The sequence below is a fragment of the Deltaproteobacteria bacterium genome, from assembly GCA_020848905.1.
GTDB lineage: Bacteria > Myxococcota_A > Polyangia.
Genome location: JADLHG010000008.1, coordinates 22,012 through 48,648, shown reverse-complemented (window position 1 = coordinate 48,648; position 26,637 = coordinate 22,012). Strand labels below are relative to the sequence as shown.

At 70.5% G+C, this 26,637-nt stretch carries 19 protein-coding genes; 13 read left to right on the top strand and 6 right to left on the bottom strand.

The features are described 5' to 3' along the window. Positions 1-68: 68 nt before the first annotated feature. Complete coding sequence (locus IT371_05130) at positions 69-722, top strand: peroxiredoxin (protein MCC6747020.1); 654 nt, start codon at positions 69-71, stop codon at positions 720-722. A 2-nt stretch (positions 723-724) separates the two neighbouring features. On the opposite strand, the gene IT371_05125 is transcribed toward IT371_05130, so the two are convergent. Beyond that, complete coding sequence (locus IT371_05125) at positions 725-1,867, bottom strand: hypothetical protein (protein MCC6747019.1); 1,143 nt, start codon at positions 1,865-1,867, stop codon at positions 725-727. 201 nt (positions 1,868-2,068) lie between these two features. On the opposite strand from IT371_05125, the gene IT371_05120 reads away from it, so the two are divergent. Next, positions 2,069-2,656 carry a hypothetical protein gene (locus IT371_05120; GenBank protein MCC6747018.1) on the top strand — a complete coding sequence of 196 codons (588 nt, stop codon included), beginning with the start codon at positions 2,069-2,071 and terminating at the stop codon, positions 2,654-2,656. Here the strand turns inward: IT371_05120 and IT371_05115 are convergent. Then, a complete protein-coding gene (locus IT371_05115) occupies positions 2,616-3,626 on the bottom strand; it encodes a M23 family metallopeptidase (GenBank protein ID MCC6747017.1) in 1,011 nt (336 codons plus the stop codon). The two genes, IT371_05120 and IT371_05115, sit on opposite strands and share 41 nt — an antisense overlap. A 302-nt stretch (positions 3,627-3,928) precedes the next feature. On the opposite strand from IT371_05115, the gene IT371_05110 reads away from it, so the two are divergent. The 6 genes from IT371_05110 (at position 3,929) to IT371_05085 (ending at position 9,755) form a co-directional block, all read left to right on the top strand. Beyond that, positions 3,929-4,600, top strand: a complete 672-nt coding sequence (locus IT371_05110) for a MotA/TolQ/ExbB proton channel family protein (protein MCC6747016.1) — start codon at positions 3,929-3,931, stop codon at positions 4,598-4,600. 5 nt (positions 4,601-4,605) lie between these two features. Further along, positions 4,606-5,031 (top strand): biopolymer transporter ExbD, encoded by a 426-nt coding sequence (locus IT371_05105; GenBank protein ID MCC6747015.1) that lies wholly within the window; start codon positions 4,606-4,608, stop codon positions 5,029-5,031. 27 nt (positions 5,032-5,058) lie between these two features. Next, on the top strand, positions 5,059-5,844 hold the full coding sequence (locus IT371_05100; GenBank protein ID MCC6747014.1) for an energy transducer TonB: 786 nt from the start codon (positions 5,059-5,061) through the stop codon (positions 5,842-5,844). A gap of 19 nt (positions 5,845-5,863) precedes the next feature. Further along, positions 5,864-8,518 carry a TonB-dependent receptor gene (locus IT371_05095; protein ID MCC6747013.1) on the top strand — a complete coding sequence of 885 codons (2,655 nt, stop codon included), beginning with the start codon at positions 5,864-5,866 and terminating at the stop codon, positions 8,516-8,518. Positions 8,519-8,544: 26 nt separating this feature from the next. Beyond that, on the top strand, positions 8,545-9,420 hold the full coding sequence (locus IT371_05090) for a hypothetical protein (GenBank protein ID MCC6747012.1): 876 nt from the start codon (positions 8,545-8,547) through the stop codon (positions 9,418-9,420). A gap of 101 nt (positions 9,421-9,521) precedes the next feature. Beyond that, positions 9,522-9,755: a hypothetical protein gene (locus IT371_05085; GenBank protein ID MCC6747011.1), complete on the top strand. Its 234-nt coding sequence runs from the start codon at positions 9,522-9,524 to the stop codon at positions 9,753-9,755. 33 nt (positions 9,756-9,788) lie between these two features. Here the strand turns inward: IT371_05085 and IT371_05080 are convergent, their stop codons facing one another. After that, on the bottom strand, positions 9,789-11,168 hold the full coding sequence (locus IT371_05080; protein MCC6747010.1) for a hypothetical protein: 1,380 nt from the start codon (positions 11,166-11,168) through the stop codon (positions 9,789-9,791). Positions 11,169-11,331: 163 nt separating this feature from the next. Beyond that, positions 11,332-12,924: a hypothetical protein gene (locus IT371_05075; GenBank protein MCC6747009.1), complete on the bottom strand. Its 1,593-nt coding sequence runs from the start codon at positions 12,922-12,924 to the stop codon at positions 11,332-11,334. Positions 12,925-13,161: 237 nt separating this feature from the next. Here IT371_05075 and IT371_05070 point away from each other — a divergent pair, with 237 nt between their 5' ends. The 5 genes from IT371_05070 to IT371_05050 all read left to right on the top strand — a co-directional run bounded on the left by IT371_05070 (position 13,162) and on the right by IT371_05050 (position 20,851). After that, positions 13,162-15,474 (top strand): extracellular solute-binding protein, encoded by a 2,313-nt coding sequence (locus tag IT371_05070; protein MCC6747008.1) that lies wholly within the window; start codon positions 13,162-13,164, stop codon positions 15,472-15,474. A 9-nt stretch (positions 15,475-15,483) separates the two neighbouring features. Continuing rightward, complete coding sequence (locus tag IT371_05065) at positions 15,484-16,329, top strand: carbohydrate ABC transporter permease (protein ID MCC6747007.1); 846 nt, start codon at positions 15,484-15,486, stop codon at positions 16,327-16,329. A 49-nt stretch (positions 16,330-16,378) separates the two neighbouring features. Continuing rightward, positions 16,379-18,727, top strand: coding sequence for a beta-galactosidase (locus tag IT371_05060; protein MCC6747006.1), 2,349 nt, complete (start codon positions 16,379-16,381; stop codon positions 18,725-18,727). After that, complete coding sequence (gene ugpC, locus IT371_05055) at positions 18,720-19,823, top strand: sn-glycerol-3-phosphate ABC transporter ATP-binding protein UgpC (protein ID MCC6747005.1); 1,104 nt, start codon at positions 18,720-18,722, stop codon at positions 19,821-19,823. Before IT371_05060 ends, ugpC begins: the two co-directional genes overlap by 8 nt. A gap of 497 nt (positions 19,824-20,320) precedes the next feature. Continuing rightward, positions 20,321-20,851 carry a hypothetical protein gene (locus tag IT371_05050; protein MCC6747004.1) on the top strand — a complete coding sequence of 177 codons (531 nt, stop codon included), beginning with the start codon at positions 20,321-20,323 and terminating at the stop codon, positions 20,849-20,851. Between the two features lie 163 nt (positions 20,852-21,014). On the opposite strand, the gene metH is transcribed toward IT371_05050, so the two are convergent. Continuing rightward, positions 21,015-24,686 (bottom strand): methionine synthase, encoded by a 3,672-nt coding sequence (metH, locus tag IT371_05045; protein MCC6747003.1) that lies wholly within the window; start codon positions 24,684-24,686, stop codon positions 21,015-21,017. Next, positions 24,683-26,590: a permease gene (locus IT371_05040; protein MCC6747002.1), complete on the bottom strand. Its 1,908-nt coding sequence runs from the start codon at positions 26,588-26,590 to the stop codon at positions 24,683-24,685. The genes metH and IT371_05040 overlap by 4 nt, the downstream gene beginning before the upstream one ends. Positions 26,591-26,637: the final 47 nt, after the last annotated feature.

Below are 26,637 nucleotides of genomic sequence, written 5' to 3'. Positions count from 1 at the left end.
CCGGGAGCACTACGCTCGCGACTTCGCCCATGGTGGGGCAGTTGATGGAGGAGGAGACGATGGTGACCATGACGCACGAACAGGAAGCCCAGACGCGGATCGAGCTCAACGGACCCGCGCCCGATTTCCAGGCGAACACGACCCACGGCCCGCTCCGGTTCTATGAGTGGAAGAAGGACCGCTGGGCCATCCTCTTCTCGCACCCGGCGGACTTCACGCCCGTGTGCACGACGGAGTTCGTGGAGCTCTCGCGCCGGGCCGGGGAGCTCGAGCGGCGCAACGTGAAGCTCCTCGGCAACTCGATCGACAGCATCTATTCGCACATCGCGTGGGCGCGGAGCATCGAGGAGAAGCTGGACACGAAGATCCCGTTTCCGGTGATCGCGGACCTGGATCAGAAGGTTTCGCGCCTCTACGGGATGGTGCACGAGCCGGCCTCGGTCACCGCCACCGTGCGCTGCGTGTACTTCATCGACCCGAAGAACCTGGTGCGGGCCATGATCTACTACCCGCTCAACGTCGGGCGGAACTTCGACGAGATCGTGCGCGTGGTGGATGCGCTGCAGACGGCGGACAAGCACGGGGTGGGTTGCCCCGCCAACTGGAGGCCGGGGGAAGAGGTCATCGTCCCCGCCCCGGTCACGGTGCAGGCGGCCGCGGAGCGGGTCGGGGATCGGAACTTGAAGGTCACGGACTGGTATCTCAGCAAGCGTTCGGTCTGAGACTACGGCTTGCAGCTCCCCACGACGCTGCCGGCTCCCGGCGTGTCGTTCACCGCGTCCTTCATGAAGAGCAGCGTGTAGCCCCCTCCGGTCGGGACCTTCACATCGAAGGTCCACCGGCAGCCTCCGTTGCAGGAAACCTCGCGGGCGCCTCCGAACCAGCGGGCCTCGCCCCCCGCGGGCTGGATGCCCGCCATGACCCAGGTGTAGCTCCCCGCCGCGCGAATCGTCACGGCCACGGTCGCGCCGGGGGTCAGCGCGCTCGCCGCGTCGAACTGCGTTTCGCCACTGGTACAGCGGACGCCACCGCCCGTGGGTGGGGTCGGGGTCGCGGCCGGCGGCGTGGCGGGTGGTGTGGTCGCGGGAGGCGTCGGTGCGGGTTCTGCCGGCGGCGTGGCCGGTCCCGGAGCTCCGGCCCCCGCCCCCTGCCACCAGTCCTTGCGCAGCCGCGGATCCATGAAGGAGCCCGTGTCGCGGATGGCCACCTTGGTCCCCCCCTGGGCCCAGCCGAGCTGCTGCCCCGTGGCGAGGCCCGGCAGCTCCCGTCGGCCCGCCGCCACGCACGCGCGATAGGCCTCGAGCAGACCGGGCTCGACCTCGATGCCGAGCAGGTGCACGGCGTACCCGTTCACGATGGAGTCCTCGGGGGTGTATTTCAGGGTGAGCGAGTCCGCGTCGGCGTAGACCACGACGGCCTTGATCCCCGGGGCCACGTCGCGCCCCGTGAAGGGCACGCGCAGCGCCTCGCCGCCTTTGGTGGCGAGCTCGATGACGTGCACGGCTCCGCCTTCGGTGCCGCTCCCGTCGAAGCGCCCCACGCGGTAGGCCTGGGTCACTGCGGGGGGCTGACCGCCGGGGAAGATCGTATGCAGCTGCGGCGCGAGCGGGTCCATGCCGCTCCCGTCGGCGAGCAGGGCGCGGGTCTCGCTTGTCGGCGCGGGGGAGAGCCCGCGCAGCTTGATGTTCAGGTCGGCCTGCTGCTCGGCGGGTACGGAGCTGGGCGCCCCCTGGATCGGGACCCGCGCGTAGCTCGCGGCCGCGGCTTGCCGGTCGTCGTCATCGCGTCCGTACGAGACCCCCGTGCATCCCGACAGCAGCAGGTACGCGCTCGAAAGGAGGAGGCGGTACGTCGTGCGTGCGAGCATCGAGGGGCGGAAAGTGCAGGGCCCATGCCGCGGGCTGAGGCTGGAAAACTGAGAGACAACCACCCGTTGGGCCAGCCGCGATGCGTCGCCCGTGGGGGTTCAGTCGCCAGGGCCGCCGCGGACAGGGACAGTTGACCCCAGCGCCGCGACGGCGATCGGGGGCGTGGCCCTCGACGCCGCATCGCCTATAGTGAGCTCGCCATGCGCGCGCCCCTCCTCACTGCTGGGATCTTCCTTCTCGCCGCCTGCCGTAGCGGGGGCACCCCCCCGCCGGTCGACCCGCGCACCGAGGTGGAGGGGGGCCGCGCCGCGGGCAAGGCCGTGCGCTCCTCGGACAGCCGGCCGCGCGCGTTCGAGGAAACGCATCCCCTCCGCGGGGAGCGCCTCGAGCTCGACCAGGCCCGGGTGCAGCGCCGCCTGGCCGAGCAGGGCGGGATGACCGGCGAGGACGCCCGGCTCTCCCCGGCAGTGTGCGCCGCGCTCGAGCAGAGTCACCCGTGCCCGCTCCTCGCGCTCCCCTGGCGCGCGCGGGAGCTCCCGTTGGGTCTCGAGCTCACCGTCGAGCTCAGCCCGAGTCGTGGCCGCGTGCTCCAGGATCGGCTGCGCTGCTTTCAGCTCTACCACCAGGGGAAGTCGCGGGAGGAGACCTGCCTCGACGAGCTCGCGGGGGCACGTATCCAGTTGCAGGTGGTTCGAGGCGCCGCGAGGTTGACGCTCCTCGCGCCGCGGGACGCCGACGTCGCCGGGCTCAGAGCCCGCGTGCGTCGCGTGATCGACGCGGGTCCGTAGCTGGCTGCCGGCCCGGGCGCCGTCGTCCCCGCCGCGCCACGAGGCCCCCGACGAGCGCGAGGAGCGTGACGAGTCCGCCGAGGCCGAAGGCCCGCCAGCCGTCGCGTCCCCCCACCGCGCATCCGCCGAAGAGGCGCGGACGCTCCAGGCTCACGGTGAGGGCGTCCCCTCCATCGGGATGCGCGATCGAAACCCCCGGCTGGCCGGGGCCCATCGCGCCGACGTCGAGCTTGGGCGGCGGGGCCTGTCCCGCGTCCCCCGTGATGACCGGCGCGCCCGCATCGGCCGCCGCTCCTCCGGCGTCCTTCGGCGGCGGAGGCGTGATTCCCTGGCACTGGTCGGTCATCACCTTGCCCGTTGCGAGATCCTCGGCTCCTCCGAGCGCCTCCGGGACGACCGCGACCCCACCGTAGGGGCCACCATCCACCTTCGCACCCCGGTACATCGCGAAGTGCAGGTGGTACGAGGTCCCTCGGAGAGAGCCGTTGCTGCTGCCCCCCATCGTGCCGACGGTGTCCCCGGCCGCGACGCGCTGCCCCACCTGCACGAGCACGCGGTTCATGTGCGCGTACAGGGTTTGATACGCCGCGCCGTCGAAGGTGTGCTCGAGGACCACGATCTGCCCGTACGAGACCCAGCCGCCGGTGGCCCACCCCGCGTAGATGACGGACCCCGCGGCCACCGCCGTGATGGGCAGGTCGTAGCCGTTGTTCGCCTCGGCGCGGGTCAGGTCCAGCGCGTAGTAGTCGTTCGAGTTCTTGGGTGCCGTGGTGTTGTGGTGGAACGACGAGCAGCCGGGTCCGTAACCGCAGGCGGCCTTGAAGGTCACGCCGCAGGGGAAGGGGGCCCGCAGCACCGCGGTCGGCGGGACGGCCGCCGCTCCCCCGGAGGGGACGGTGCGCGCGAGGGCGCTTCCCGGGAGGCCCAGGCAGAACACTCCCAGGACCAGCCCGGTCGCGGCTCGCAGCATGGACATAGCGTCCCGCACGGCGGTTCAATCGTCCGAGTAAGAGGTTGCCCCGATATGCCATCGGTCGGGCCAATATTCAAGCCCCTTCGACAGCGCAATTTTCCGACGGTGCCGGGGTTTACTGTCTCCAGCCGTCGGTCGCGCGAAGGTTCGCCGACGGGGCAACCGGCACGCGGTGACGTGCGTCCATCACGTTCGTCGCGGCGTCGCTGATCGACGCCACCGATCTCTGCTATGGTTCGCGCCCGCCGAGCGAGCCATACTTTGCCGCGCCCGAGGCTGACGCGACGTTAGGACCTTTCATGCTTACCGAAAAACTTCTGCGTGTGACCGTCGCCGGGGGGAGCGAGTGGGTGATGGTGCTTCTGCTCCTCCTCTCCGTGCTCTCCCTGGCTCTCGCCGCCGAGCGGTTCCTCTTCTTCCGCCGCAAGCGCCGCGCCCTCGACGCCCTCGACGAGGCGCTCACCCCGCTGCTCGGCGGCGGCGACGCGAAGCGGCTCGAGAAGACTATTCTCGACTCCGCCGATCCGACGATCACCGCCGCTCTGGCCGGTCGGTCGCCGGCCGATCGTGACGCGGCGGAGCGCATCGTGGCCAGCTCGCTCGCCCGGGAGCGGCTGCGGCTCGAGCGGCGGCTCACCTTTCTCGGCACGCTCGGGAGCAACGCCCCCTTCGTGGGCCTCTTCGGCACGGTGCTCGGCATCATTCGGGCCTTCAACGACCTGTCCATGGGGAGCACCACCGGTACCAAGGCGGTGATGGCGGGCATCTCGGAGGCCCTCGTGGCCACCGCGGTCGGCCTCTTCGTGGCCATCCCGGCCGTGATCGCCTTCAACTACTTCCAGAAGCAGGTGGACCACGCGTTGTCGATCACCGAGGCGCTCGCGCAGGCCGTGCTGGCGGGAGCTCCGGGCCGCGCCACGGCGTCCCGCGAGGAGGCGCCAGCACCGCGCTCCTCCGCGCAGGGGGCCTGAGCGTCATGGCGGGCGGGAACCTCTCGGGCGGCCACACCCGCGGGCGGCGACTCATCACCGACATCAACGTCACGCCGCTCGTGGACATCATGCTCGTGTTGCTCATCATCTTCATGGTCACGGCGACCTATATCGTGCGCGACTCCATGGAGGTGAAGCTCCCCGAAGCGAGCACGGGCGAGTCGAAAGCCACCTCGCTCCTCGCGCTCATCGTGTACGCCGACGGCAAGCTCGCCCTGAACGGCGAGCCGTCGGACGAGGGGAAGGTGCGGGCCTTCATCCGGGACCGGAGGGGCAAGGGGGACGCGCTGGAGGCGATCATCGCCGCGGACCGCGCCGTGCCCCACGGCCGCGTGGTGCAGGTGCTGGATCTCGTGCGCGCGGAGGGGGTCATCAAGTTCGCCATCAACGTGCTCAAGCCGGAGAAGTAGCTCCTGTTCGCCGCGGAAGCCGCGCTCGTGCGCTCGGAAGAAAAGCCCGCCCGGGTTCTCCCCTGGCTCGTGACCTTCGCGGTCCACGGCGCTCTCGCGCTCCTCACCGCGCTCCTGCCGCAGCCTCCAGCCCCGGAGCGGCGACCGCCCATCGAGCTGACCTCGCGGAAGCTCCCCGAGCGGCGGGCCGTCACGCCTCCTACGCCCAGGCCCGAGGAGCCGAAGCCCCCGGAACCACCGCGGCGCGCGACGCGGCGCAAGGTCACGCCGAGCGAGGTGGAGGTGCCCGCCAAGAAGCCCGCGGAGCCGCCGCCCGAGGGGGACCCCGCGTCGAAGACCCCGGCCGCGCCCGACACGGGGGCCGCCGTCCCGGGCGTGGACATGGCCGGAGGAACGCGCGCTCCGGCGGGGCAGGGGGTGCAGGTGCCGGCCGCGCCGAAAGGGCCCGTCACGCCGGGAGCGAGGCGCGTGGGGCAGGGGACGCGCGAGGGGCGCGGCTTCAAGAAGGACTACCAGAAGGGCGAGCAGGCGCCCGTGGCGGTGGTGACCACCATGCCGCAGGTGCTCCGGCGCATCGAGGCCACCTACCCCGAGCGGGTGCGCGAGCTCGGCATCGAGGGGCGCGTGGTGCTCGAGCTCTCCGTGGACGGGGCGGGGAAGGTGACTGCGGCGCGCGTGATCCGTGGGCTGCATCCGGAGCTCGACGCAGCCGCAGTCGTCGCCGCGAAGCAGATGCTCTTCGCGCCGGCCCGCGTGGGTGGCACGGCCGTGGCGGTCAAGATCCCCTATACCTTCACCTTCGTGCTGGACTGACGGGACCATGCGGCGTTGTGTGACACGGTACCTGGTTCTCTGCGCCTCGCTCCTCGGCGGCGTGCCGCCGGCCCTCGCCCAGGAAGGGGTGCGCGAGGAGGTCAAGCGCGCCGCGCCCCCGAAGATCACGAGGCCCCCCGAGCTCCGCACCTTCGTCCCGGCGGTCTATCCGCCCCTCGCGCAGAAGAACGGCGTCGAGGGGACGGTGCTCTTGCAGATCGACCTCGACGCGCGCGGCAAGGTGGGCGCGGTGAAGGTGCTCACCTCCGTCTCCCCCGAGCTCGACGCGGCCGCGGTGGACGCCGTGCGCCGCTTCGTCTTCTCTCCGGCCGAGCTCGACGGCAAGCCGGGGCCGGTCCGCGTGCGCTACGCGTACCGCTTCGCCCTCGACCGCAAGTGGGTGCCGCGCCTCCCGGAGTGGATGCTGGACGCGAAGGAGCGGGAACGCGGCCGCGACGTGGTCGTCGGGCGCGTGCGCGAGCAGGGGACGCGGCTTCCGGTCGAGGGGGCGGCGGTGGCCGTGATGGAGGCCGGCGTCGAGGTCAAGGCCGACGAGCGCGGGCGCTTCGTGGTTCGAGACCTCGCCCCCGGCACCTATCGCGTACAGGCCATCTCCCTCGAGCACAAGCGCGAAACGGTCCAGGTGGTGGTTCGCGCGGGCGAGCAGACCCGCATCGACTTCTACCTGCCCCGGCTGAACGTGAGCGAGTACGAGACGGTGGTGCGCGGCAAGCGCCGCCAGACGACCGTCTCCCGCGTGAGCCTGCGCCGCGAGCAGCTCACCACGGTCCCCGGCACCTTCGGCGATCCGCTGCGCGTGATCGAGAACCTGCCCGGGGTGGCGAGGGTCCCCTACGTCGGAGGCGCGCTCCTCATCCGCGGCGCGCCGCCGAACGACTCCGGCGTCTACCTCGACGGGCACCGGATTCCGATCCTCTACCACTTCCTCGGCGGGCCGTCGGTCCTGAACTCGCAGTTCCTCGACCGCATCGACTACTACCCGGGGAACGCGGACGCCCGCTACAACCGCCTCACCGCGGGCGTGGTGGACGTGGCCACGCGCAACACCTTCACCCGACAGTGGCAGGGGGCGGCCGACATCAACCTGCTGAACGCCTCGCTCTTCTTGAACGTTCCGATTTCGTCCAAGGTGAGCGTGGCCGCGGCGGCGCGTCGCTCGTACATCGACGCCATCCTGCCGGTGGTCCTCAAGGCCACGAGCCGCAGCGCGACCACCGTCGTGCCCGTGTACTACGACTACCAGCTTCGCCTGGACGTGGACCTGGCCGGCGACGATCAGCTCTACCTCCTCGCCCTCGGGTCCGATGACGCGCTGGCCATCGCCTCGAACGAGCCGAAGGAGAACCTGGCCGTCAGCCTCGACTCCAAGGTCACCTTTCACCGCCTCCAGGGCATGTGGCGCAAGCAGCTCGGCCCGCGCTGGAGCTCGAAGCTCTCCCCGGCCTTCGGCTTCTGGATGACGAACTTCTCGAGCGGCGAGTCCTCGCTCGACCTCAAGAACCTGACCTGGGGGCTGCGCTGGGACCTGGAGGGGCTCGTGCGCAAGGGGATCCGGCTGCGCGTCGGGGCCGACGTGGAGGTGACGCAGTCCCTCTTCCAGGCGCAGATCCCGGTGCTCGTGGACTACCGCAATCCGGGGGCGCCGGTCTCCGGAGGGGGCGCGGGGGGGGGCGGGTTCCTCGGCGGGCAGACCACCGGGGAGACGCAGCCCGTGGACGTGAAGGCCGTCATCGGCGGCGCCGCGCTCTACCTGGACGCGATCGTCGATCTCACCGACCGCTTGCAGATCATGCCGGGCCTGCGCTTCGACACGATCTACTACTTCGGCAACGCACGGCTGGCGCTCGATCCGCGGCTCACGGCGCGGTACTCGCTCTGGCGGCGCACCACGTTGAAGGCCGCCGTGGGGCTCTATTCGCAGGCGCCGAGCCCCGCGGTGACCAACGAGGTGACGGGCAACCCCAACCTGCAGCTCGAGCACGCCGCGCACTACAGCCTGGGGGTGGAGCAGGGGATCACCGCCAACCTGAGCGTGAACGCGACGGGCTACTACCTCGACCGCTACGGGCAGGGGATTCGCTCCAATCAGGTGCGCTTCGAGAACGGCCAGCCGAAGCCCCTCTACTACACGAACGAGGGGGGCGGCTCCTCCTTCGGCCTCGAGCTGATGGTCAAGCACGAGCTGACGCGCCACTTCTACGGCTGGCTGGCCTACACGCTGTCGCGCTCGCTGGCCAAGCGCCGCGCCGATGGCGAGGCGGTGCGCTTCGCCTTCGACCAGACGCACATCCTCACGCTCGTGGGGAGCGTTCGTTTCGGGAGCGGCTGGGAGGCGGGGCTGCGCTTCCGCCTCGTCTCGGGGCGCCCGGAGACGCCGGTCCTCGGGGGCTTCTTCGACGCTGACGGCGGCTTCTATCGTCAGCTCTTTGGCGTCGAGCGGTCGGAGAACCGGCCGCTCTTTCACCAGCTCGACCTGCGGATCGAGAAGACCTGGCTCTTCCGGCTCTGGCGGCTCTCGGCCTATCTCGACGTGCAGAACGTCTACAACGCAGAGAACCCCGAGGCCACGATGTTCGACTACCGCTTCCGGCAGTCGGGCAACGTCCGGGGGCTGCCCATCCTGCCGACCTTCGGCGTGAAGGGGAGTTTCTGATGCGCGGCAGCGACGTGCGTGGAGTCATGGCAATCGGGAGGGCCGCGAAGGCGGCGGTCGTGCTGGGCCTCGGGCTCGTCGGTTGCACGCCCGACTTCGAGAAGATCTCCGAGGTGAAGGACCTGCGCATCCTCGCCGTGCGGGCCGACCCGCAGGAGCAGCTCGTGCTCCCCGGGAGCACGGCCTTCGGCCCGGTGCGGATAGACGCGCTCGTGGTGGACCCGCGCGCCCCGGCGGAGCTCGTGGACTGGGAGCTCTCGGGCTGCACCGCCGAGGACCAGAACTGCGACGAGGCGACGTACAAGGTTCGCCTCGCGAGCGGCCGCGGCCGGCTGGACGCCATTCGGGCGGAGCTGCCCTTTCACGAGCAGCTGGCGCAGCAGGCGCTCAAGAAGGACCCCTTTCGCGGCTTCGGCGGGGTGCCAGTGCTCGTGGAGCTGCGGGTCAAGAAGGGGAGCGAAGAGGTCTGGGCCATCAAACGCGTGGTTTACGGCTACACGCAGCCCCTCGACAAGGCGCCGAACCGCAATCCCTCGCTCGCACGCGTGAAGGCCGACGATCGCGAGCCTGTAGCCGGTTGGACGGTGAAGCCCGAGGCGGAGGTGAAGCTCCTCCCCGAGCCGGCGCCGGACGCGAAGGAGAAGTACCGCGTGCTCACCTTCTCGGGCGGGAGCCGCACGCTCGACGAGTTCCTGACCTATTCGTTCTTCGCCACGCGCGGTGCGCTCAAGGACAACACGACCGGTGGGAAGCCGTCGCCCTTCGTCACCAACCGCAAGGTGGACGAGGTCTTCACGACGTGGAAGGCTCCCAAGGAGCTCGGCCTGGTGACGCTGTGGGTGGTGGTGCGAGACGACCGCGGTGGGGTCGGATGGTGGAGCGCCACGGTCGAGGTGAAGTAGGCGCTGTCGCGCACGATCGATCTTGCTGCCCTCGCGTGGCTGGCGCTACCCTCGATCCTTCCCATCTGATCGTTCTTGATCGCTCGCGGAGGAGGGTGAGGATGCGTGCGCTGGCCGTGGCACTCGTGGGGCTGTTCTTGCTGATCTTTGCGGCCGAGGCAGAGGCCCGGCGCTGTCCTCCCGGCTGGAGCCATTCCGGCGGGCGCTGCGTGAAGTTCCGCTGCCGTCCGGGCTGCTACTACTCGGGCGGAGGCATGTGCAAGTGTCCCAAGTACACCTGCCGGCCCGGCTGCTTCTACATCGGCGGAGGAAAGTGCCGCTGCCCGCGCAGGTAGCCTCGGCGTAGCGGCGCGACCGCCCCGGTTCCGTTAAGGCGCGCCAGCGAGGGCACCTGGCGCTCCATCCTTCGCAGGGGGCGGGTGAGCCGTCTTTCGACGGAGGGCGCCGCTGTCGATGAGCATGCGGCGCAGCAGCGCGAAGATCGCCATCGGCTGGCGCCAGCTCCTCGGCGCGAAGGCCGCCTGGTACTCCAGCGTGTCTGCCAGGCGCTGCAGAGCCGGCAGGCTCCTGGCGCGCTGCAGGAGCTGCCGCATGACGATGGCCGAGAACGGGTTCGTGGCGTTCGGTTTGTCCTTGCCGGTGCTGGCGTCGGGGACGTTGCCGAGCTGCCCGAAATAGTCGGAGTAGTAGTCCGCGAAGCCCCTGTCGGTGACCTCGCTCGTGATGGTCCACCCCGTCCACGCGAGGGGCTTCCGCCGCGCCGCCGCGCGCGCGACGAGGTCGTTCTGGAGGTCCTGCAGGTCCTTGAGCTGCACCTCCACGACCCGCCCGTGGCGGTCCACGATGACGTCCAGATTTTGCGGGTGCACCTCCGCGTGGAGGAACGAGCGGGTGAGCGAGCGGAGGAGCAGGTCGGCGACCGCTGGCGCCAGCTCCTTGCGGAACCACCGCGCCTGCGAGCCATGGCGGGCGAAGATGGCCTGGCCGAGCTCCGTGGTGGCGAACTCGGGGTCGGAGAGGACGTGCTCGGGGAGCACCACGTCCCCCTTGCGATAGCCCCGCTTCGCGACGGGTACCCGACGCGCGAGCATCACGATGGGGTCCTGCCCGTCGCCGAGCGTGAGGACGAGGCCGGCCGGCTCGTTGACGAAGGCGCCGTAGCGTCGGGTCTGCTTCGCCGCGGCGACGGCGCGCTGCACCTGTTCCGCGGTCAGGATCTTGGCTCCGTAGGCGTCGTTCGTGGTGGTGAGGACCCCCTTGCCGGAGAACTTGAGGATCTCCGGCCCGCGGCTCGTCTCCACGAGCAGCGTGCGGTACGAGCTGAGCATGGTGGCTGGCTCGAAGCCCGCGGGCGCGCCGAGGATCTTCTCGAGCCGCGCGCGATCTTCTTGATTCATGTAGTGCACCCGCACGCGGACCTTGCCTTCGGGGGTGACGAAGGGGTTGCGCCGGGGATCTCCGACGAGCTGCACCATCCCTTGGGCACGCGCGGGGTCCAGGTCCCAGTAGGGCACGGAGTCGGACAGGCGCGCGTTCGGCGCGAGTCCGGAACGGGCCGAGGACAAGGTGATCAGGCTCTGAAGCTCCTCCACGGGGCGTTCGCCGTTGAACCGTTGCTGGAGCTGGGCGTAGACGCGCCCGTACTCGAGCAGAGCGCTCAGCCGCCAGGCCCTCGACCGCGCGGCTCCCTGGCCGGCCGGGGGCGCAGTGCCGGTGGCCCTGGGTGCCGCCAGGGCTGCTGGGGACAATAGCCCCCATCCGAGCAGCGCAAGGCTCAGGGCTGCGAAGCGAAATCGTGGAAATCGCTTGAACATTTCCCGTCTACGGTGGACGACCGTTCGTCCGGCCGGACAGGATCTGAGCAAGGCCCGTGCCCGGAGACGGACCTGCGGTGGTCTCCCGAGGCGTGCGCTAACGGAAGTCGCTGATCGCCCACGGCACCGCCGCGGTGGGCGCCCGCAGGGGCAGCTTCGTTCCCTCGATCCCCAGGCCGTCGAAGAGGCGATAGTCCGCCTCGACGCGGGCGAGGAAAGGCGCGAGCTTGCCGTCGCGGGCCAGGTACCGCCGCAGCTCGTCGCGCGTGCCGCCCATCCAGGCCAGCATCGGGAGCGCCTTGCCGTCCCAGGTCAGGCACGGCGCGATCTTTTCGCCGGTGACGCTGCAGCTCTCGCCCATGCCGAGGGGTCCGAACATGCGGGGCGCGTCGAGCATCGTCTTCAGCCAGGTGGCGAAGAGCGGCTTGCCGCCCGGCTCGAGGGCCAGCGGGAAGGCCGCGTACGGCGCGACGATGCTCCGCGTGCGCGAGCGTTCCAGCGTCCCTCGCGGCGCGAAGAAACCGGCGAGGCCGACGTACTCGGGAGACTCGGTGGGCGCGATCGGCTTGTGCGTCGAGGCGAAGAGACCCGGGATGCCGTGCTCCGCCGAGTAGGCCGTGCGGACGCGCTGGGCGTTGGAGAAGAGCAGGCGGTCGAGCGGCAGCGCGTTGAAGGGCAGGACGAGCTCGCCCCACTCCTCGTGGCTCGAGCCGACCCAGGACTTGGCGATGGTGATCTTCTGCCCCGAGGCGGTGGTGTAGCTGCCCGGTTTGCGCCGCGGCGTGGCCCAGATCGCGTCTCTTCCGGCGGGATGCTTGCTCCAGTCGCCGAAGAGGTCGGCGAAGTGGCAGAGCAGCAGCCCCTCGTAGGAATCGTCGAGGTAGTACGGGTTGCGCGCGTTGGTCGCGTAGGCGTTTTTCGAGGGGGGGCGCCGGTTGCCGCGCACCATGGTGGACTCGGCGCGGAGCTGCTTCGACGCCGGATCGTAGAAGATGTCGACGACGTTGCGGGAGAGCACTCCGAGGTAGGCTCGGTAGCGGCGGGCGAGGTCCCGGTGCCCGAGCTCCTGCAGCGCGTTGGCGGCGTAGTAGAGCGACCAGGCGAGCTGGCCGTTGTCGAGGCCGGGCACGCGCGTCTCCCAGCCATCTCCCTCGCGCACGGACGGGATCGGCACCAGCCGCCCGTCGCGCAGGGTGTACCAGGGCAGAAAGCCGCCGAAGCCCGGGTACTCGCGGTTGAAGCGCTCGTAGGTCGCGATCTTTGTCGTCAGCACTTCCAGAGCGCGCGAGCTGGCCCGGCCCGGGTAGCGCGGATCGGGGGAGAGCATCAGCTCTGCGGTGCGATCTCCGCGCAGCGCCTTCACGAGCAGCGCTACGTGCACGCTCTCCTTGGACGACGCGCTGAAGTTGCGCACCGCGACGGGCCTGCCCGTGTGGAAGTCGATGTCCACGCCGTCCACGGTCACGCCGGTCCGGCCGTCGTAGCCGACCCCCGGCTGGTAGAAGCGGTTCTCGCGCACCGCCACCCGGTCGATGAAGCGGCGGGCTTCCTGGGCCGTCAGTTGTGGCGGGGCGAGGCGGAGTGACGACTCGAGCGCTGGGCCCGGTTTCGGCGCCCGTTCGGCGGACGCAAGACACACGAGCAGCATCGGCAGGACGCAGCCTGCCAGCCAGCGACGCCAGGTCAGCATGGTTACCTCGGGTTGTTTTTCGGGCTCAAGGCATGGAGCCGCGCGGAGTTGAGCAAGAGAGGTGCCAGGGCGGCCGTTCACCGAAAACCGGACAAGGTGTGGCTACTATGGCCACTTGCCAGCCCCCGCGCGGGTCGTGCGCCGGGGGTGGCTCCCGATAATGAAAGGTGGTGCTCGGGAATCGGGGCCACTTCCCGCGGCCCCCGCTACACCCCGCTCCGGGCTATCCTCCGGCCGATGCCACGTCATGTGCTGGTCCTGGCTGCGCTCGCGGCGCTTCCGCCCGCGATGCTGCCGCGCCCCGCGCAGGCCCGCGAGGCGATCACCGTCTGGGCCATCGGGGAGGAGGGGAAGAAGATCCGCGTCATGGCGGACCTCTTCGAGCGCGCACATCCCGAGATCGAGGTGCGCACGCAGGCCATCCCGTGGGACGCCGCGGAGGCCAAGCTGCTGACCGCCGTGGTGGGGGAGATGACGCCCGACGTGGTGCAGCTCGGCACGACCTACGTGCCGAAGTTCGCGGCGATGGAGGCCTTGCTGCCGCTCGACGGGCGCCTCGATCGCTCGACCGCCATCGGGCGGAAGGACTTCTTCCCCGGGCCGCTCCAGACCGGGACCTATCGCGGCCGGCTCTACGGCGTGCCCTGGTACATCGACACCTGGGTCCTCTACTACCGCAGCGACTTGTTGCGCGAAGCGCACCTGCCCGGCCCACCTCGCACGTGGGAGGAGCTCCGCGTCGCGGGCCTCCGCTTGCGCGGTCCGGAGCGCTACGCCATCGCCCTCTCCCCTTCCGACGGCGCGACTTTCGCGGTCTTCGCCGCTCAGGCCGGCGCGCCGATCCTCGTGGACGGGCGCCCGAGCGTGCGCGACCCCCGCTTCCTCGAGGCCCTGCGCTACTACGTCTCGCTCTTCGACGACCGGCTCGCGCCCCGCGGCGAGGCCAGGGACGTGAACCTCTTTCAGGCCTTCGAGCGCGGGCTCTTTCCGATGATGATCGGTGGCCCGTGGATGCTCACGCTCATCGACAAGGAGTGCCCCAAGCTGCGTGGTCGCTGGTCCGTCGCGCCTCTGCCCCGCGGGCGCCGCGCGTCGTCGTTCGTGGGGGGGAGCGTGCTCTCGATCTTCAGGCGTTCCCGCCGCCCCGAGCTCGCCTGGCGCTTCATCGAGTACCTGAGCCGCCCCGAGAATCAGCTCCGCTGGTACGAGCTCTCGACGACCTTGCCGTCGACGCGCACCGCCTGGGCCAGCGAGCGGCTCCGCGGAGACCCCAAGGTCGCGGTCTTCGGCGAGCAGCTACGCACCGCCGAGGCCCCCCCTGCGATCCCCGAATGGGAGGAGCTACGCGACAAGCTCGGTCGCGACTACCTGGAGAAGTTCGTCTACCACGCCAAGGACCCCGCGCGCTCCCTGGACAGCCTCGACGCCGAGCTGCGCGCGATCCTCGCCAAGCGCGACCCCGCGCGGTCCCAGAGCTCGGCGCTGAAGCTCGTCGTGCTCGGCCTGGTGGCGCTCCTGCTCCTCGGCGGGGCCGGCGTGCTCCTGGCGCGTCGTTCGCGCCGCCAGCCCGACGGTGGCGGCCTCGACGTGCGCGACGTACGGAGCGCGCGCCGCGTCCCGTACCTCTTTCTCTTCCCGGCGCTGGCGGTCCTCTCGGTCTTCCTGTTCCTGCCCATCGTCGCGTCGTTTCTGATCAGCCTGACCGACTGGAACATCTACGCGCTCTCCGACTGGAAACGCCTCACGGTGACCGGCCTGGCCAACTACCGCACGCTCCTCTGGGAGCTGCACCCGAGCGAGCTCGCCGCCGTCGGGTCGTGGTGGGGCTACCTGGCCTTCTGGAACTACCTCGGCGACCCGGTCTTCTGGCGCGCGCTCTTCAACACCTTCGTCTTCGTCCTCCTCGGCGTCCCGCTGTCGATCGTCACCTCGCTGCTCGCGGCGACGGCCCTCAACCAGGCATTCCTGCGCGGCAAGAGCCTGTTCCGCGTGGGCTACTTCCTGCCGGTGGTGACGACCATGGTCGCGGTGGCCGTGGTCTGGCGCTGGCTCTACAACCCGCGGCTGGGCCTCATCAACCAGCTCCTGGAGGCGCTCGGCCTCCCCGGACAGGAGTGGCTCGGTAACCCGCGCCTCGCCCTTCCGGCGCTCATCCTGATGGCCGTGTGGAAGAACTTTGGCTACAACATGATCATCTTCGTCGCCGGCCTGCAGGCCATCCCCGAGCGGTACTACGAGGCGGCCAAGATCGACGGGGCCGGCACGCTCCAGCGCTTCCGGCACGTCACGCTCCCGCTGCTCTCCCCGACCCTGACCTTCGTGTCGATCATGACCGTCATCGGCTATTTCCAGTTCTTCGCCGAGCCGTACGTGATGACCGGCGGCGGTCCCCTCAACAGCACGATGTCCATCGTGCTCTACATGTACAACCACGGCTTCAAGTTCTTCAACCTGGGCTACGCCTCGGCGATCGCCTTCATCCTCTTCGCCTTCATCGGCCTCTTCACCCTCGGTCAGCGGCGGCTCTCGCGCCGGACCGGTGCGGCCTAGGAGCCGACGATGGACCAGCCGCGCGACGTGGACCGCCCGGGGCCGCTCAAGCAGTCGCTGCTCTACGTCATCCTCATCGGGGGGCTCGTCCTGACGCTCGTCCCCTTCCTGTGGATGCTCTCGACCTCGCTCAAGCGGAGCGAGGGGATCAGCGCCGTGCCTCCGCAGTGGATCCCGCAGCCGGTCACCCTGGAGCACTACCGGCGCCTCTTCGCGGAGGTCGCCTTCCTGCGGCACTTCGGCAACAGCCTGGTGGTCGCCCTCGGCGCGACGCTGCTCAGCCTGCTCGTGAACGCCCTCGCGGGCTACGCCTTCGCCAAGTACCGCTTCCCCGGCCGCGAGCGCCTCTTCGCGCTGCTCCTGCTGACGATGATGGTGCCCGGCCAGGTGACGATGATGCCGGTCTTCATGCTGCTCAAGGAGCTCGGCCTGCTCAACGCCTACAGCGGGCTCATCCTCCCCGCCTCGGCCTCGGTCTTCGCCATCTTCCTCATCAAGCAGTTCATGGAGACGCTGCCCGACGAGCTCCTCGAGGCGGCGCGCATCGACGGCTGCTCCGAATGGGCCATCTTCTGGCGCATCGTCCTGCCCCTGAGCAAGCCGGTGCTGGCCACGGTGGGGCTCTTCACCTTCATGGGCGCCTGGAACGAGTTCCTCTGGGCGCTGATCGTGATGCTCGACGAAGCCAAGTACACGCTCCCCGTGGCGCTCGCCAACCTGAACGGGCAGCACAACACCGACTGGGGCCTGCTGATGGCTGGCTCGGTCGTCGTGATCCTGCCGGTGGTGATCGTCTTTCTGCTGCTGCAGAGGTTCTACGTGCGCGGCATCACCCTGAGCGGGCTGAAAGGATAGCGATCCGATGCAGAAACGCAGCCGACCACTTCAACCCGGGAGTTCCCCGATGCCGACGCCAAGCGTGTCTCCGCCCCCCGCGTTCCTCTACTCCGGAGAGCTCCACTACTTTCGCGTGGCGCGCGAGGCGTGGCCCCTGCACCTCGATCGCGCGCTCGAGGCCGGGCTGAACACCGTCTCGAGCTACATCCCGTGGCGCTGGCACGAGCCGACGGAGGGGGAGCTCGACTTCACCGGTCGGACGCACCCGGGGCGCGACCTGCTCGGCTTTCTGGATCGGGTGGCCGAGCGCGGCCTCTTCTTCTCGGCGCGCGTCGGACCGGTCTCGAACGGCGAGATGATCTTCGAGGGGCTCCCCGACTGGCTCGTGCAGCACTACCCGGAGACCATGCTCCAGCTCCCGCCGGGAGAGGCGATCCACCACGTCGGCGCACCGTCCTACCTCAACCCGACCTTTCAGGAGCTGGTCGGGCGCTGGTACGACGCGCTGCTGCCGCTGCTGGCGCCGCGCCAGGTGACGCGAGGCGGCTGCGTCTCGCTGGTGCAGCTCTGCAACGAGATCGCGATGGTCAACTGGGTCGGCCGGGCCGTGGACCACTCCCCGGCGGTGACCCGACGCTACCGGAGCTTCCTCGCCGCGGCCTACCCCTCGGTCGAGGAGCTGAACCGGGTCTACGGTACGAGCTACGCCAGCTTCGACAACGTGGAGCAGCCGCCCCTGACCTACGACGGCTGCCTGCCGAGGTACCTCGACCGCGCGCTCTTCTTTCGCGACTACTACGCCGAGTACTACCGCACGCTCCACGACGCCGCGCGAAAGCGCGAGATCGACGTGCCGGTGATCGCCAACATCCCTCACTTCTACGACTTCGACGTGCGCGGCCGCGGCATCTTCTCGCCGCTCACGACCTCGCTCTTCCGTGACTTCCGCCGGAAGACGAGCGGGGTGATCTTCGGCGGCGCGTACCAGCCGCGGCGCATCGACTGGGACAACTTCCACGACCTGTTCTTGACCTCGGGGATGGTGCGGATGATCGCCGACCCCGACGCGCCGACCATCTGCGCCGAGCTGCAGACCGGCGTGATGTACGACCGGCCGCGCCTCTACCCCTCCGACGTGGAGCTGAACGTCCTGAGCAGCCTCGCCTCGGGCCTCGACGGGGTGAACGCCTACATGTTCTCCGGTGGGGTCAACGAGGAGCACGTCGGACAGTTCGGGACCTACCACGAGTGGCAGGCGCCGGTGCGGCCCGACGGCTCGGTGCGGCGCCACTTCGCGACGCTCGCGCGCCACGGCGCGTGGGTCGGACGGTTCGGGGCCACGCTGGCCACCACCCGTCCGGCCTCGGCCGTACAGCTGGGCTTCTACGCCCCGTACTGGATGACCGAGTTCATGGCCGGCCCGTTCGTCGCGGAGCTCGAGGCCAAGCGCAAGGAGGGCTTCTTCGACGGCCTGGCGCGGCTCCTCTGCACGCTGAATTACGCACCACGCTGCGTCGACCTGGAGCGGGACAAACTGGACGTCAGCCAGCCGCTCTTCCTGTTCACCACCGGCTTCATGGACGCGGCCGCGCAGGAGCGGCTCGCCTCCTTCGTGCGCGATGGCGGCCGGCTCTATTTCGGCCCCGAGCTGCCCCGGGTCGACCTGCGGGGCGAGCAGTGCCCCGTGCTGGCCCAGGCTGTCGGGCTCAGTCGCGCGATGGTCCACGGTCGGTCGGAGCTCGGGTACCGCACGGGTTCCTGGGTGCGCGCAGAACGCGCCACGCTCTTCGACGCGCCGAAGGGGGCCCGCGTCTTTCTACGTGACCGGCAAGGCCGCGCTGCCGCCGCCCGCTGGCGCTGTGGAGCGGGCCAGGTGCTCTTCTGCGGCCACCCGCTCAGCGACCGTTTCCAGCCCTTCGCAGAGCTGTTCGACGGGATGGCGGCGGCGCTCGGCGCGTCGCGTCCGGTCGCCCTGAGCTGCGACGAGCTGATCGGCGCCCTGCGCGTCGGAAAGCGGGGGGCCTTCCTCTTCTTGATCAACTATCACGAGTATGCGCTCGAGAGCGAGGTGATCGTGGCCGGCGGCCGGCTCCCCGGGCGCATCGCCGTGCCGCCACGCAGCGGGCTGGTCCTGCCGCTCGGGCTCTCCGTCAGTCGAGGGCTCACGATCGACTTCTGCACCCTGGCGCTCCACGACCTCGAGGAGACCGACGACGAGGTGGTGCTGCGGCTGGGCCGCGAGGCGGGAGACAAGGGGGCGGTGCGGCTCCGCGGAGCGCTGAGCGAGCTCGTGCTCGAGGGGGGCAAGCTCCGCGTGGAGCGCGGGCGCGAGATGCACACCGTGCGCTGCGCCCTCCAGACGGACGAGGCGACGCTGCGCGTGAGGTTGCGGGGAGGGAGCGCGCGCGATGGCTGAGGTGCAGCTCGAACGGCTGGAGAAGACCTACCCCAGCGGCTTTCAGGCGGTGAAGGGGATCGACCTCACGATCCGGGACAAGGAGTTCATGGTCCTCGTCGGCCCGTCGGGTTGCGGCAAGTCGACGACGCTGCGCATGATCGCCGGGCTCGAGTCGGTGAGCCGCGGAGAGCTGCGCATCGACGGGCGGCGGGTCAACGACGTCGCCCCGAAGGATCGCGACATCGCGAGGGTCTTTCAGGCCTACGCGCTCTATCCGCACATGACGGTGGCCGAGAACATGGGCTTCGCGCTGAAGCTCAAGAAGACCCCGCGCGAAGAGATCCGCCGCAAGGTCGAGGAGGCGGCGGAGATCCTCGAGATCACGCACCTGCTCGACCAGCGTCCGGCGCACCTCTCGGGGGGGCAGATGCAGCGCGTGGCGGTGGGGCGCGCGATCGTGCGCCAGCCCAAGGTCTTCCTGCTCGACGAGCCGCTCTCCAACCTGGACGCCAAGCTGCGCGTGCAGATGCGGGCCGAGCTGGCGAAGCTCCACCGGCGGCTGCGGGTGACGATGATCTACGTGACCCACGATCAGGTCGAGGCCATGACGATGGGCGACCGGATCACCGTGCTTCGCGGCGGCGTGATCCAGCAGGTGGATACGCCGCGCAGCCTCTACGACCGGCCGGCGAACGTCTTCGTGGCCGGCTTCATCGGGTCGCCGCCAATGAACTTCCTGCCCGCTAGCGTGGAGGAGCGCGAGGGGGCGGCGTGGGTCAGCGGCGAGGGCTTCGACCTGCGACTGCCCGAAAGGATGCGCGAGGGGCTGGCCCAGCGCGAGCGCCGGCAGGTGCTATTCGGCATCCGGCCCGAGGGGATCCAGCGGCTGGCCCCCGACGCGCGGCCGACCCCCGGGACGACGGTCCGCGCGCGGGTCGAGGGGGTCGAGCCGATCGGCGGCGAAGCCTACCTGCACCTGACGCTCGGCCCCGCGGCGTTCACCGCGCGGATCGAGGACTACGATGACCTCGAGGTCGGGCAGTCGGTCGAGCTCGGCCTCAACCTGCAGCGGGCCCGGCTCTTCGACGCGAGCAGCGAGCAGGCGGTGGCGTGAAGCGGGTCGGCCGAGCCGGGCGGCGGGGGTGGATCGGGGCGACGGGGAGGGGGGGCTGGCGACGGGAGGTGGGGCGAGTGCGCGGGCGGTCGTGGGCGCACACGGGCAGCGGGGGTGGATCGGGGCGACGGGCGGCACTTCTTGCGCGCGTGTTTCGTCGGGGCGCGGACATGCAAGCCTGTCGCGAGGTTCGAGATTCTTGGGTGGCTGTTGTGTTTTTGTGTTCGTGCAAGGACATCGCTTGACGTCAGACCCGCGTTCTGATAGTATTGGCCCTATTCATGTTGGCGCGCAAACGCAAATCCTCCTCGGGCGATGACCGATTCTCGGGCGCGCGTGTTCCGGCGGGTTATGCGACCCAGCTTCCGTTGCCTATGCCGGAGGCGAGGGGGTGGGGTGGGAAGCGCGAGGGTGCGGGGCGTAAGAAGCAGCCGGGGAGCGGACTGCCGCATCGGGCGCGACCGCTCCTCGCCAGCCGGTTTCCTGTGCACGTCACGATGAAGGTCGTGGAGGGGCTACCGAACCTGCGGAGCAAGAAGCGGCTACGCGCGATCGAGACGGCGTTCGTGGAGTCGGCGGGGCGCTTCGGGATGAACCTCGCGCACTACTCGATCCAGAAGAACCACCTGCACCTCGTGACGGAGGCCAAGGACCGGGGCGTGCTCATGAAGGGCCTGCGGGCGCTGTCGATTCGTTTCGCGCACGCGCTGAACCGCACGGTGGGCCGCAAGGGGCGAGTCTTCCGGGACCGCTACCACCAGCACATCCTGAAGACGCCGAGCGAGGTGAAGGCCGCGTTGGCGTACGTCCTTCAGAATTCGCGAAAACACCGCGTGGCGCGAGGTAAGTGGGTCCCCAAGCGCGACCTGGACGCGTGCAGCTCGGCGCGCTACTTCACCGGGTGGAAGGATCTCACGCCGGTGCCCCCCGACGGAGACCCGCCGGTGCTCGAACCGCGGACCTGGCTGCTCAGGACCGGCTGGAAGCTGCGGGGCTTGATTCCTACGAGCACGGTACCGGGATCGTAGGACGAAAGCCGGGTCGGGCTTCGACGTTCACGCCCCAACGCACGTCACGCACGAATCGACTTCCCCCAACGCAACGACGCCCACGACCGCCCGCGTGCGCCCACGACCGCCCGCCCTCTCGCCCACCCCCCGTCGACAGCCCCGCTCCCCGACGCCTCGACGCTTACGGCTCGTACCCGAGGTTCGGGCCGAGCCAGCGCTCGACCTGCGCGACGGGCAGGCCCTTGCGTGCGGCGTAGGCCTGGACCTGGTCGCGGCCGATGGGACCGACGGCGAAGTAGCGGGCCGTGGGATGGGCGAAGTAGAGCCCGCAGACGGAGGCCGCGGGGTGCATGGCGTAGCTCTCGGTGAGGGTGATCCCCGTGGCCTCCTCGGCGCCGAGGAGCTCGAAGAGGGTGCGCTTCTCGGTGTGGTCCGGGCAGGCCGGGTAGCCGGGGGCGGGGCGGATGCCGCGGTAGCGCTCCTTGACCAGGTCTGCGGGGGCAAGCTGCTCGCTCTGCCCGTAGCCCCACTCGCGGCGCGCCTGCTCGTGGAGCTTCTCGGCGAAGGCCTCGGCGAGGCGGTCCGCCAGCGCCTTGGTCAGGATCGCCTGGTAGTCGTCGTGGTCCCTCTCGAAGCGCCCGACGAGCTCCTCCTGCCCGAGGCCGGTCGTCACGGCGAAGGCGCCCAGGTGATCGCGGAGCCCCGTCTCCTTGGGCGCCACGAAGTCGGCGAGCGCGAGGCACGGCCTCCCTTCGGCGGAGCGCTGCTGCCGCAGCGTGTGCAGGCGGGCCAGAACCTGCGCGCGAGAGGCGTCGGGGTAGAGCTCGAGGTCGTCGCCGACGGCGGCCGCGGGAAAGAAGCCGTACACGCCGCGGGCGGTGAGCCAGCGCCCGTCGACGATCTTCTGCAGCAGGGTCTGCGCGTGCTGGTAGAGCTCGCGCGCCGCTGGGCCGACCTGGAGGTCGTCGAGCAGCGCCGGAAAGACCCCGCGCAGCTCCCAGGCGTGGAAGAAGGGGGTCCAGTCGATGTACGGCACGAGCTCGCCCAGCGGCTGGTCGCGGATCGCCCGCACGCCCAGGAAGCTCGGCGCAGGAAGGTCGTCCGCGCTCCACGCGATGGGCTCGCGCCGCGCCACCGCGTCGGCGAAGGGGACGAGCTCCTTCTGGCCCCGGCCCTCGTGCTCGGTGCGAATGCGCGCCTGGTCGGCCCGCGTCTCGTCGACGAAGCGCTCGCAGAGGTCCGCGTTCAGCAGCGCGCCGAGCACCCCCACGGCCCGTGAGGCGTCGGCCACGTGCACGGTGGGGCCTCGGTACTTCGGTGCGACCCTGACGGCGGTGTGTTTCTTGCTGGTGGTAGCGCCGCCGATGAGCAGCGGCAGGCGCAGCCCGCGCCGCTCCATCTCGTGGGCCACGTGCACCATCTCGTCGAGCGAGGGGGTGATGAGCCCCGAGAGCCCGATCACCTGGGCCCCCTCGCGCTCGGCCGTCTCGAGGATCTTGTCGGCCGAGACCATCACGCCGAGGTCCAGGATCTCGTAGCTGTTGCAGCCGAGCACCACGCCCACGATGTTCTTGCCGATGTCGTGGACGTCGCCCTTGACCGTCGCCAGCACGATCTTGCCGGCGGAGCGCTGGGGCTGACCCTGCCGCTCGGCGTCGAGGAGGGGGAGCAGGTGCGCCACGGCCTTCTTCATCGCGCGGGCGCTCTTGACCACCTGGGGGAGGAACATCTTGCCCGCGCCGAAGAGGTCCCCGACCACGTTCATGCCGTCCATCAGCGGCCCTTCGATGATCGCGATCGGCCGTTCGAGCTCGCGCAGCGCCTCGTCGAGGTCCTGGGGCAGGAAGTCCACCACCCCGTGGATCAGCGCGTGCGCCAGCCGCTGCCGCACGCTGCCGCCGCGCCAGGCCTCGTCCTGGACCTTCTCCTTCTCCTTGGCTCCGACGGTGGCGGCGAACTGGATCAGCCGCTCGGTGGCGTCGGGGCGGCGGTTGAGGAGCACGTCCTCCACCTGCTCGAGGAGCGCGGCCGGGATCTCCTCGTACACGGCGAGCTGACCCGCGTTCACGATCGCCAGGTCCAGGCCCGCGCGAATGGCGTGGTAGAGAAACGCCGCGTGCATCGCCTCGCGCACCGTCAGGTTGCTGCGAAAGGCGAACGAGATGTTGCTCACGCCGCCCGACACCTTCACGCCGGGGAGCGCCTGCTTGATCTGGCGCGTCGCCTCGAGGAAGGCCACCGCGTAGTCGTCGTGCTCCTCCATCCCGGTGCCGACGGTCAGGATGTTGGGGTCGAAGATGATGTCCTCGTCGCGAAAGCCCACCTCCTCGGTCAGGATGCGGTGGGCGCGCCGCGCGATGCGTAGCTTGTGCTCGACGGTGACGGCCTGACCTTCCTCGTCGAAGGCCATCACCACCACCGCCGCGCCGTAGCGATGTACGAGGCGCGCGTGGGCGCGGAAGGTCTCTTCCCCCTCCTTGAGGCTGATCGAGTTCACCACCCCCTTGCCCTGCAGGCACTGGAGCCCCGCCTCGAGGACCTCGAACTTGGAGCTGTCGATCATGATCGGCAGCCGCGCCACCTCGGGCTCCGAGCCCACGAGGTTGAGGAAGGTCCGCATGGCGGCCACGGAGTCGAGCATCCCCTCGTCCATGTTCACGTCGAGGACGTTCGCGCCGCCGGCCACCTGGTCGCGCGCGATGGCCAGCGCGCCTTCGAAGTCGCCGGCCAGTACGAGCTTGGCGAACTTGCGCGAGCCGGCCACGTTGGTCCGCTCGCCGACCATCACGAGGTTCGAGTCGGGGCGCACGACGAGGGGCTCGAGCCCCGAGAGCTCGGTGAAGCGGCGCGGGGGGGGCGGGAGCCGGGGCGGCAGGCCCGCGACCGCGTCGGCGATGGCGCGGATATGCTCGGGGGTGGTGCCGCAGCAGCCGCCGGCCAGGTTGAGCCACCCTTCCCGGGCGTACTCGCGCAGCACCGCCGCCATCTCCGCCGGGGACTCGTCGTAGCCTCCGAGCTCGTTCGGCAGGCCGGCGTTCGGGTAGCAGGCGAGGTAGATCGGGGCCAGCGCCGAGAGCTCCTCCACGTGCGCCCGCATCTGCGACGCGCCGAGGGCGCAGTTGAGCCCCACGGCGAAGAGCGGCGCATGGCGGATCGAGATCCAGCAGGCCTCGAGCGTCTGCCCCGAGAGGACGCGCCCGCTCGCGTCGGTGATGGTCAGCGACGCGAGCACGGGGACGCGGCGCCCTCCCTCGTCGAAGAAGCGCTGGATAGCGAAGAGGGCGGCCTTCAGGTTCAGCGTGTCGAAGGTCGTCTCGGGCAGGAGCAGGTCCACGCCGCCGTCGATGAGGCCGCGCACCTGTTCGTGGTAGGCGCGTACGAGCTGGTCGAAGGTCACGGAGCGCGCGGCCGGGTCGTTCACGTCGGGGGAGAGCGAGGCGGAACGGGTGGTGGGTCCGAGCGAGCCGGCCACGAACCGCGGCCTCTCCGGGGTGGCCTTCGAGACGGTCGCGGCGGCCCGGCGCGCGAGCTCCGCTGCCGCGCGGTTGATCGGATAGGCCTGCGCCTCGAGCCCGTAGTCGGCGAGCGAGATGGCCTGCGCGTTGAACGTGTTGGTCTCGACGATGTCCGCTCCCGCCTCGAGGAACTGGCGGTGGATCTTCTCGATCACCTCGGGCTGCGTGAGGCAGAGCAGGTCGTTGCAGCCCTTCAGGTCGCGGGGGTGATCGGCGAAGGCAGGTCCGCGATACGCGCTCTCGTCCAGGCCGCAGCGCTGGATCATGGTCCCCATGGCCCCGTCCAGTACGACGATGCGGTGCCGGAGGAGCGTCTCGAGGGTCCGGTGTGCGTTCATGGCTTGGCTGGCGCTCCCTTCGCGGCGCTTTCGCTCGACGGGCTGCAGCTCGAGCAGCAGCCTGCCCCTCCCCGCGCGTGATCGTGCTCGTGATGGTGGTCGTGATGGTGGTCGTGATCGTGATCGTGGTCGTGATCGTGGTCGTGATCGTCCCCATGATCGTGGTCCTGCGCCGACGCCATGACCTGGCCCACGAAGCGTCGGGGACCCTGCCGGAGGAGCGAGAGGATCACGAGCAGGGCGAGCAACCCCAGGGCCACCTCTCCCACGTGCGTTCGGTGTTCCGCACCGCCGTGAGCGATGGGCGCGAGGTCGAGGCGCGGCAGGACCGCGTTCACGAGGTAGCCGAGGCCCACCGCGGCGCTCGCCACAGAGAGGCCGAAGAGCGCCGCGATGCGCTTGCCGTGGAGCGCGGAGAGCACGCCGAAGGTGGTGGCGTTGGTGGCGGGGCCCGTCAGGAGAAAGGCCAGCGCGGCCCCCGGCGAGACCCCCTTGGCGAGGAGCATGGCCACGAGCGGGGTGGCCCCCGAGGCGCAGACGTAGGCCGGTAGCCCGAGCCCGGCCAGGAGCAGCACGTCGATACCCTTCGGGAGCGCGGCGATCCAGGAGGGGTCGAGGAGCTCGGCACCGATCGCGGCGATGGCCAGGCCGAGGAGGATCCACGGGGCGGTGCTGTCCACCATCTCCCCCAGGCCGACGCGCAGACCCGCGGCGAGGCGCGCCCCGGCGGGACCCGCGGGCGGCTCCTCGGGGACGGGGACGGAAGGCACCGCAGCCGAGGAGCGGGCGGTGAGCCACCCCAGGAGCACCCCTACGAGGAGCGCGACGAGGGCCGCGCCGACGAGCCGCGCGAGCGCCATGTTCGCCCCGAGGAGCGGGAAGGAGAGCAGGAAGGCGTCCACGCCGAGTTCGGGGGTCGCCACGAGGAAGGCCATCCCCGCGGCGGGGGGGATGCCGCGCAGGACCAGGCCGCGATAGACCGGGATGACGCCGCACGAGCAGAGGGGCAGGGGGAGACCGAAGGCCATGCCGCGCAGGGCCTGCGAGAGCAGGTTGCCGCGCCCCACCCAGGCCGTCGCGGCGCGCGGCAGAAAGGCGTGAATCAGTCCTGCGGCGAGGTAGGCGATGACCAGGGCCGGGGCGCTCTCGACGGCGAGCGAGACGAAGGCGGTGCGGGTGCCGCGCAGGTCGATCGGCAGGTGATGGCCGCCGTCGGCCGTGAAGAGCAGGTAGAGGAGGGGCAGGGCGGCGAGGGCGCCCAGGCCCGCGTGGAGGCGCCAGGTCCTTGCCGTGGGGCGGTCCACCTCGGGGTCGGGGCGGTGGACGACCACGTGCAGGAGCGACCCGGCCACGAGCGCCTGCACGATCCCGAGCTGCGGGCTCGAGGCGGCGCCGGTGAGCGCTCCGCTGGCGAAGTAGCCGAGCAGCGTGGCCAGCGCCGTGGTGACGAGGCCGAGGATCGCGATCCGTCGACCGTAGCTCGGCAGGAGGAGCCACCAGATCGCCAGGCCGTCGGGCAGTCGGTGCAGCACGACCGCCATGGCCAGCATGCGCGCGGACGCGCCCCCTTCGGGTCCCTGCGCGAGAGCGACTCCGTCGAAGAAGGCGTGCAGGGCGATCCCCCCGAGACCGAGGAAGAGGGCCGCGGCGTGCGCCTTTCCGGCCGAGCGATGCAGGAGCTTTTCGAGAAAGCCGGGGGCCGTGACGCCGACGGCGCCTGCCGCCAGCGCCCACCACCCCGCCGTCGCCACGCTGTGGGGCAGGACCAGCAGCATCACGATGCCGAGGATGGCCACGAGCACGAAGCCGTCCAGCGCCGCGAGCGCGGGGCGCGTGGTACGCGCGAGCCGGTACAGGACGGGCGCGGCGGCGAGGACGAGGAGGCTGAGGGCGAGGAGCAGCATCGTGTGGGTCCGCTCGAAGGATAGCCACGGTGCGGCGGACCCGCAAC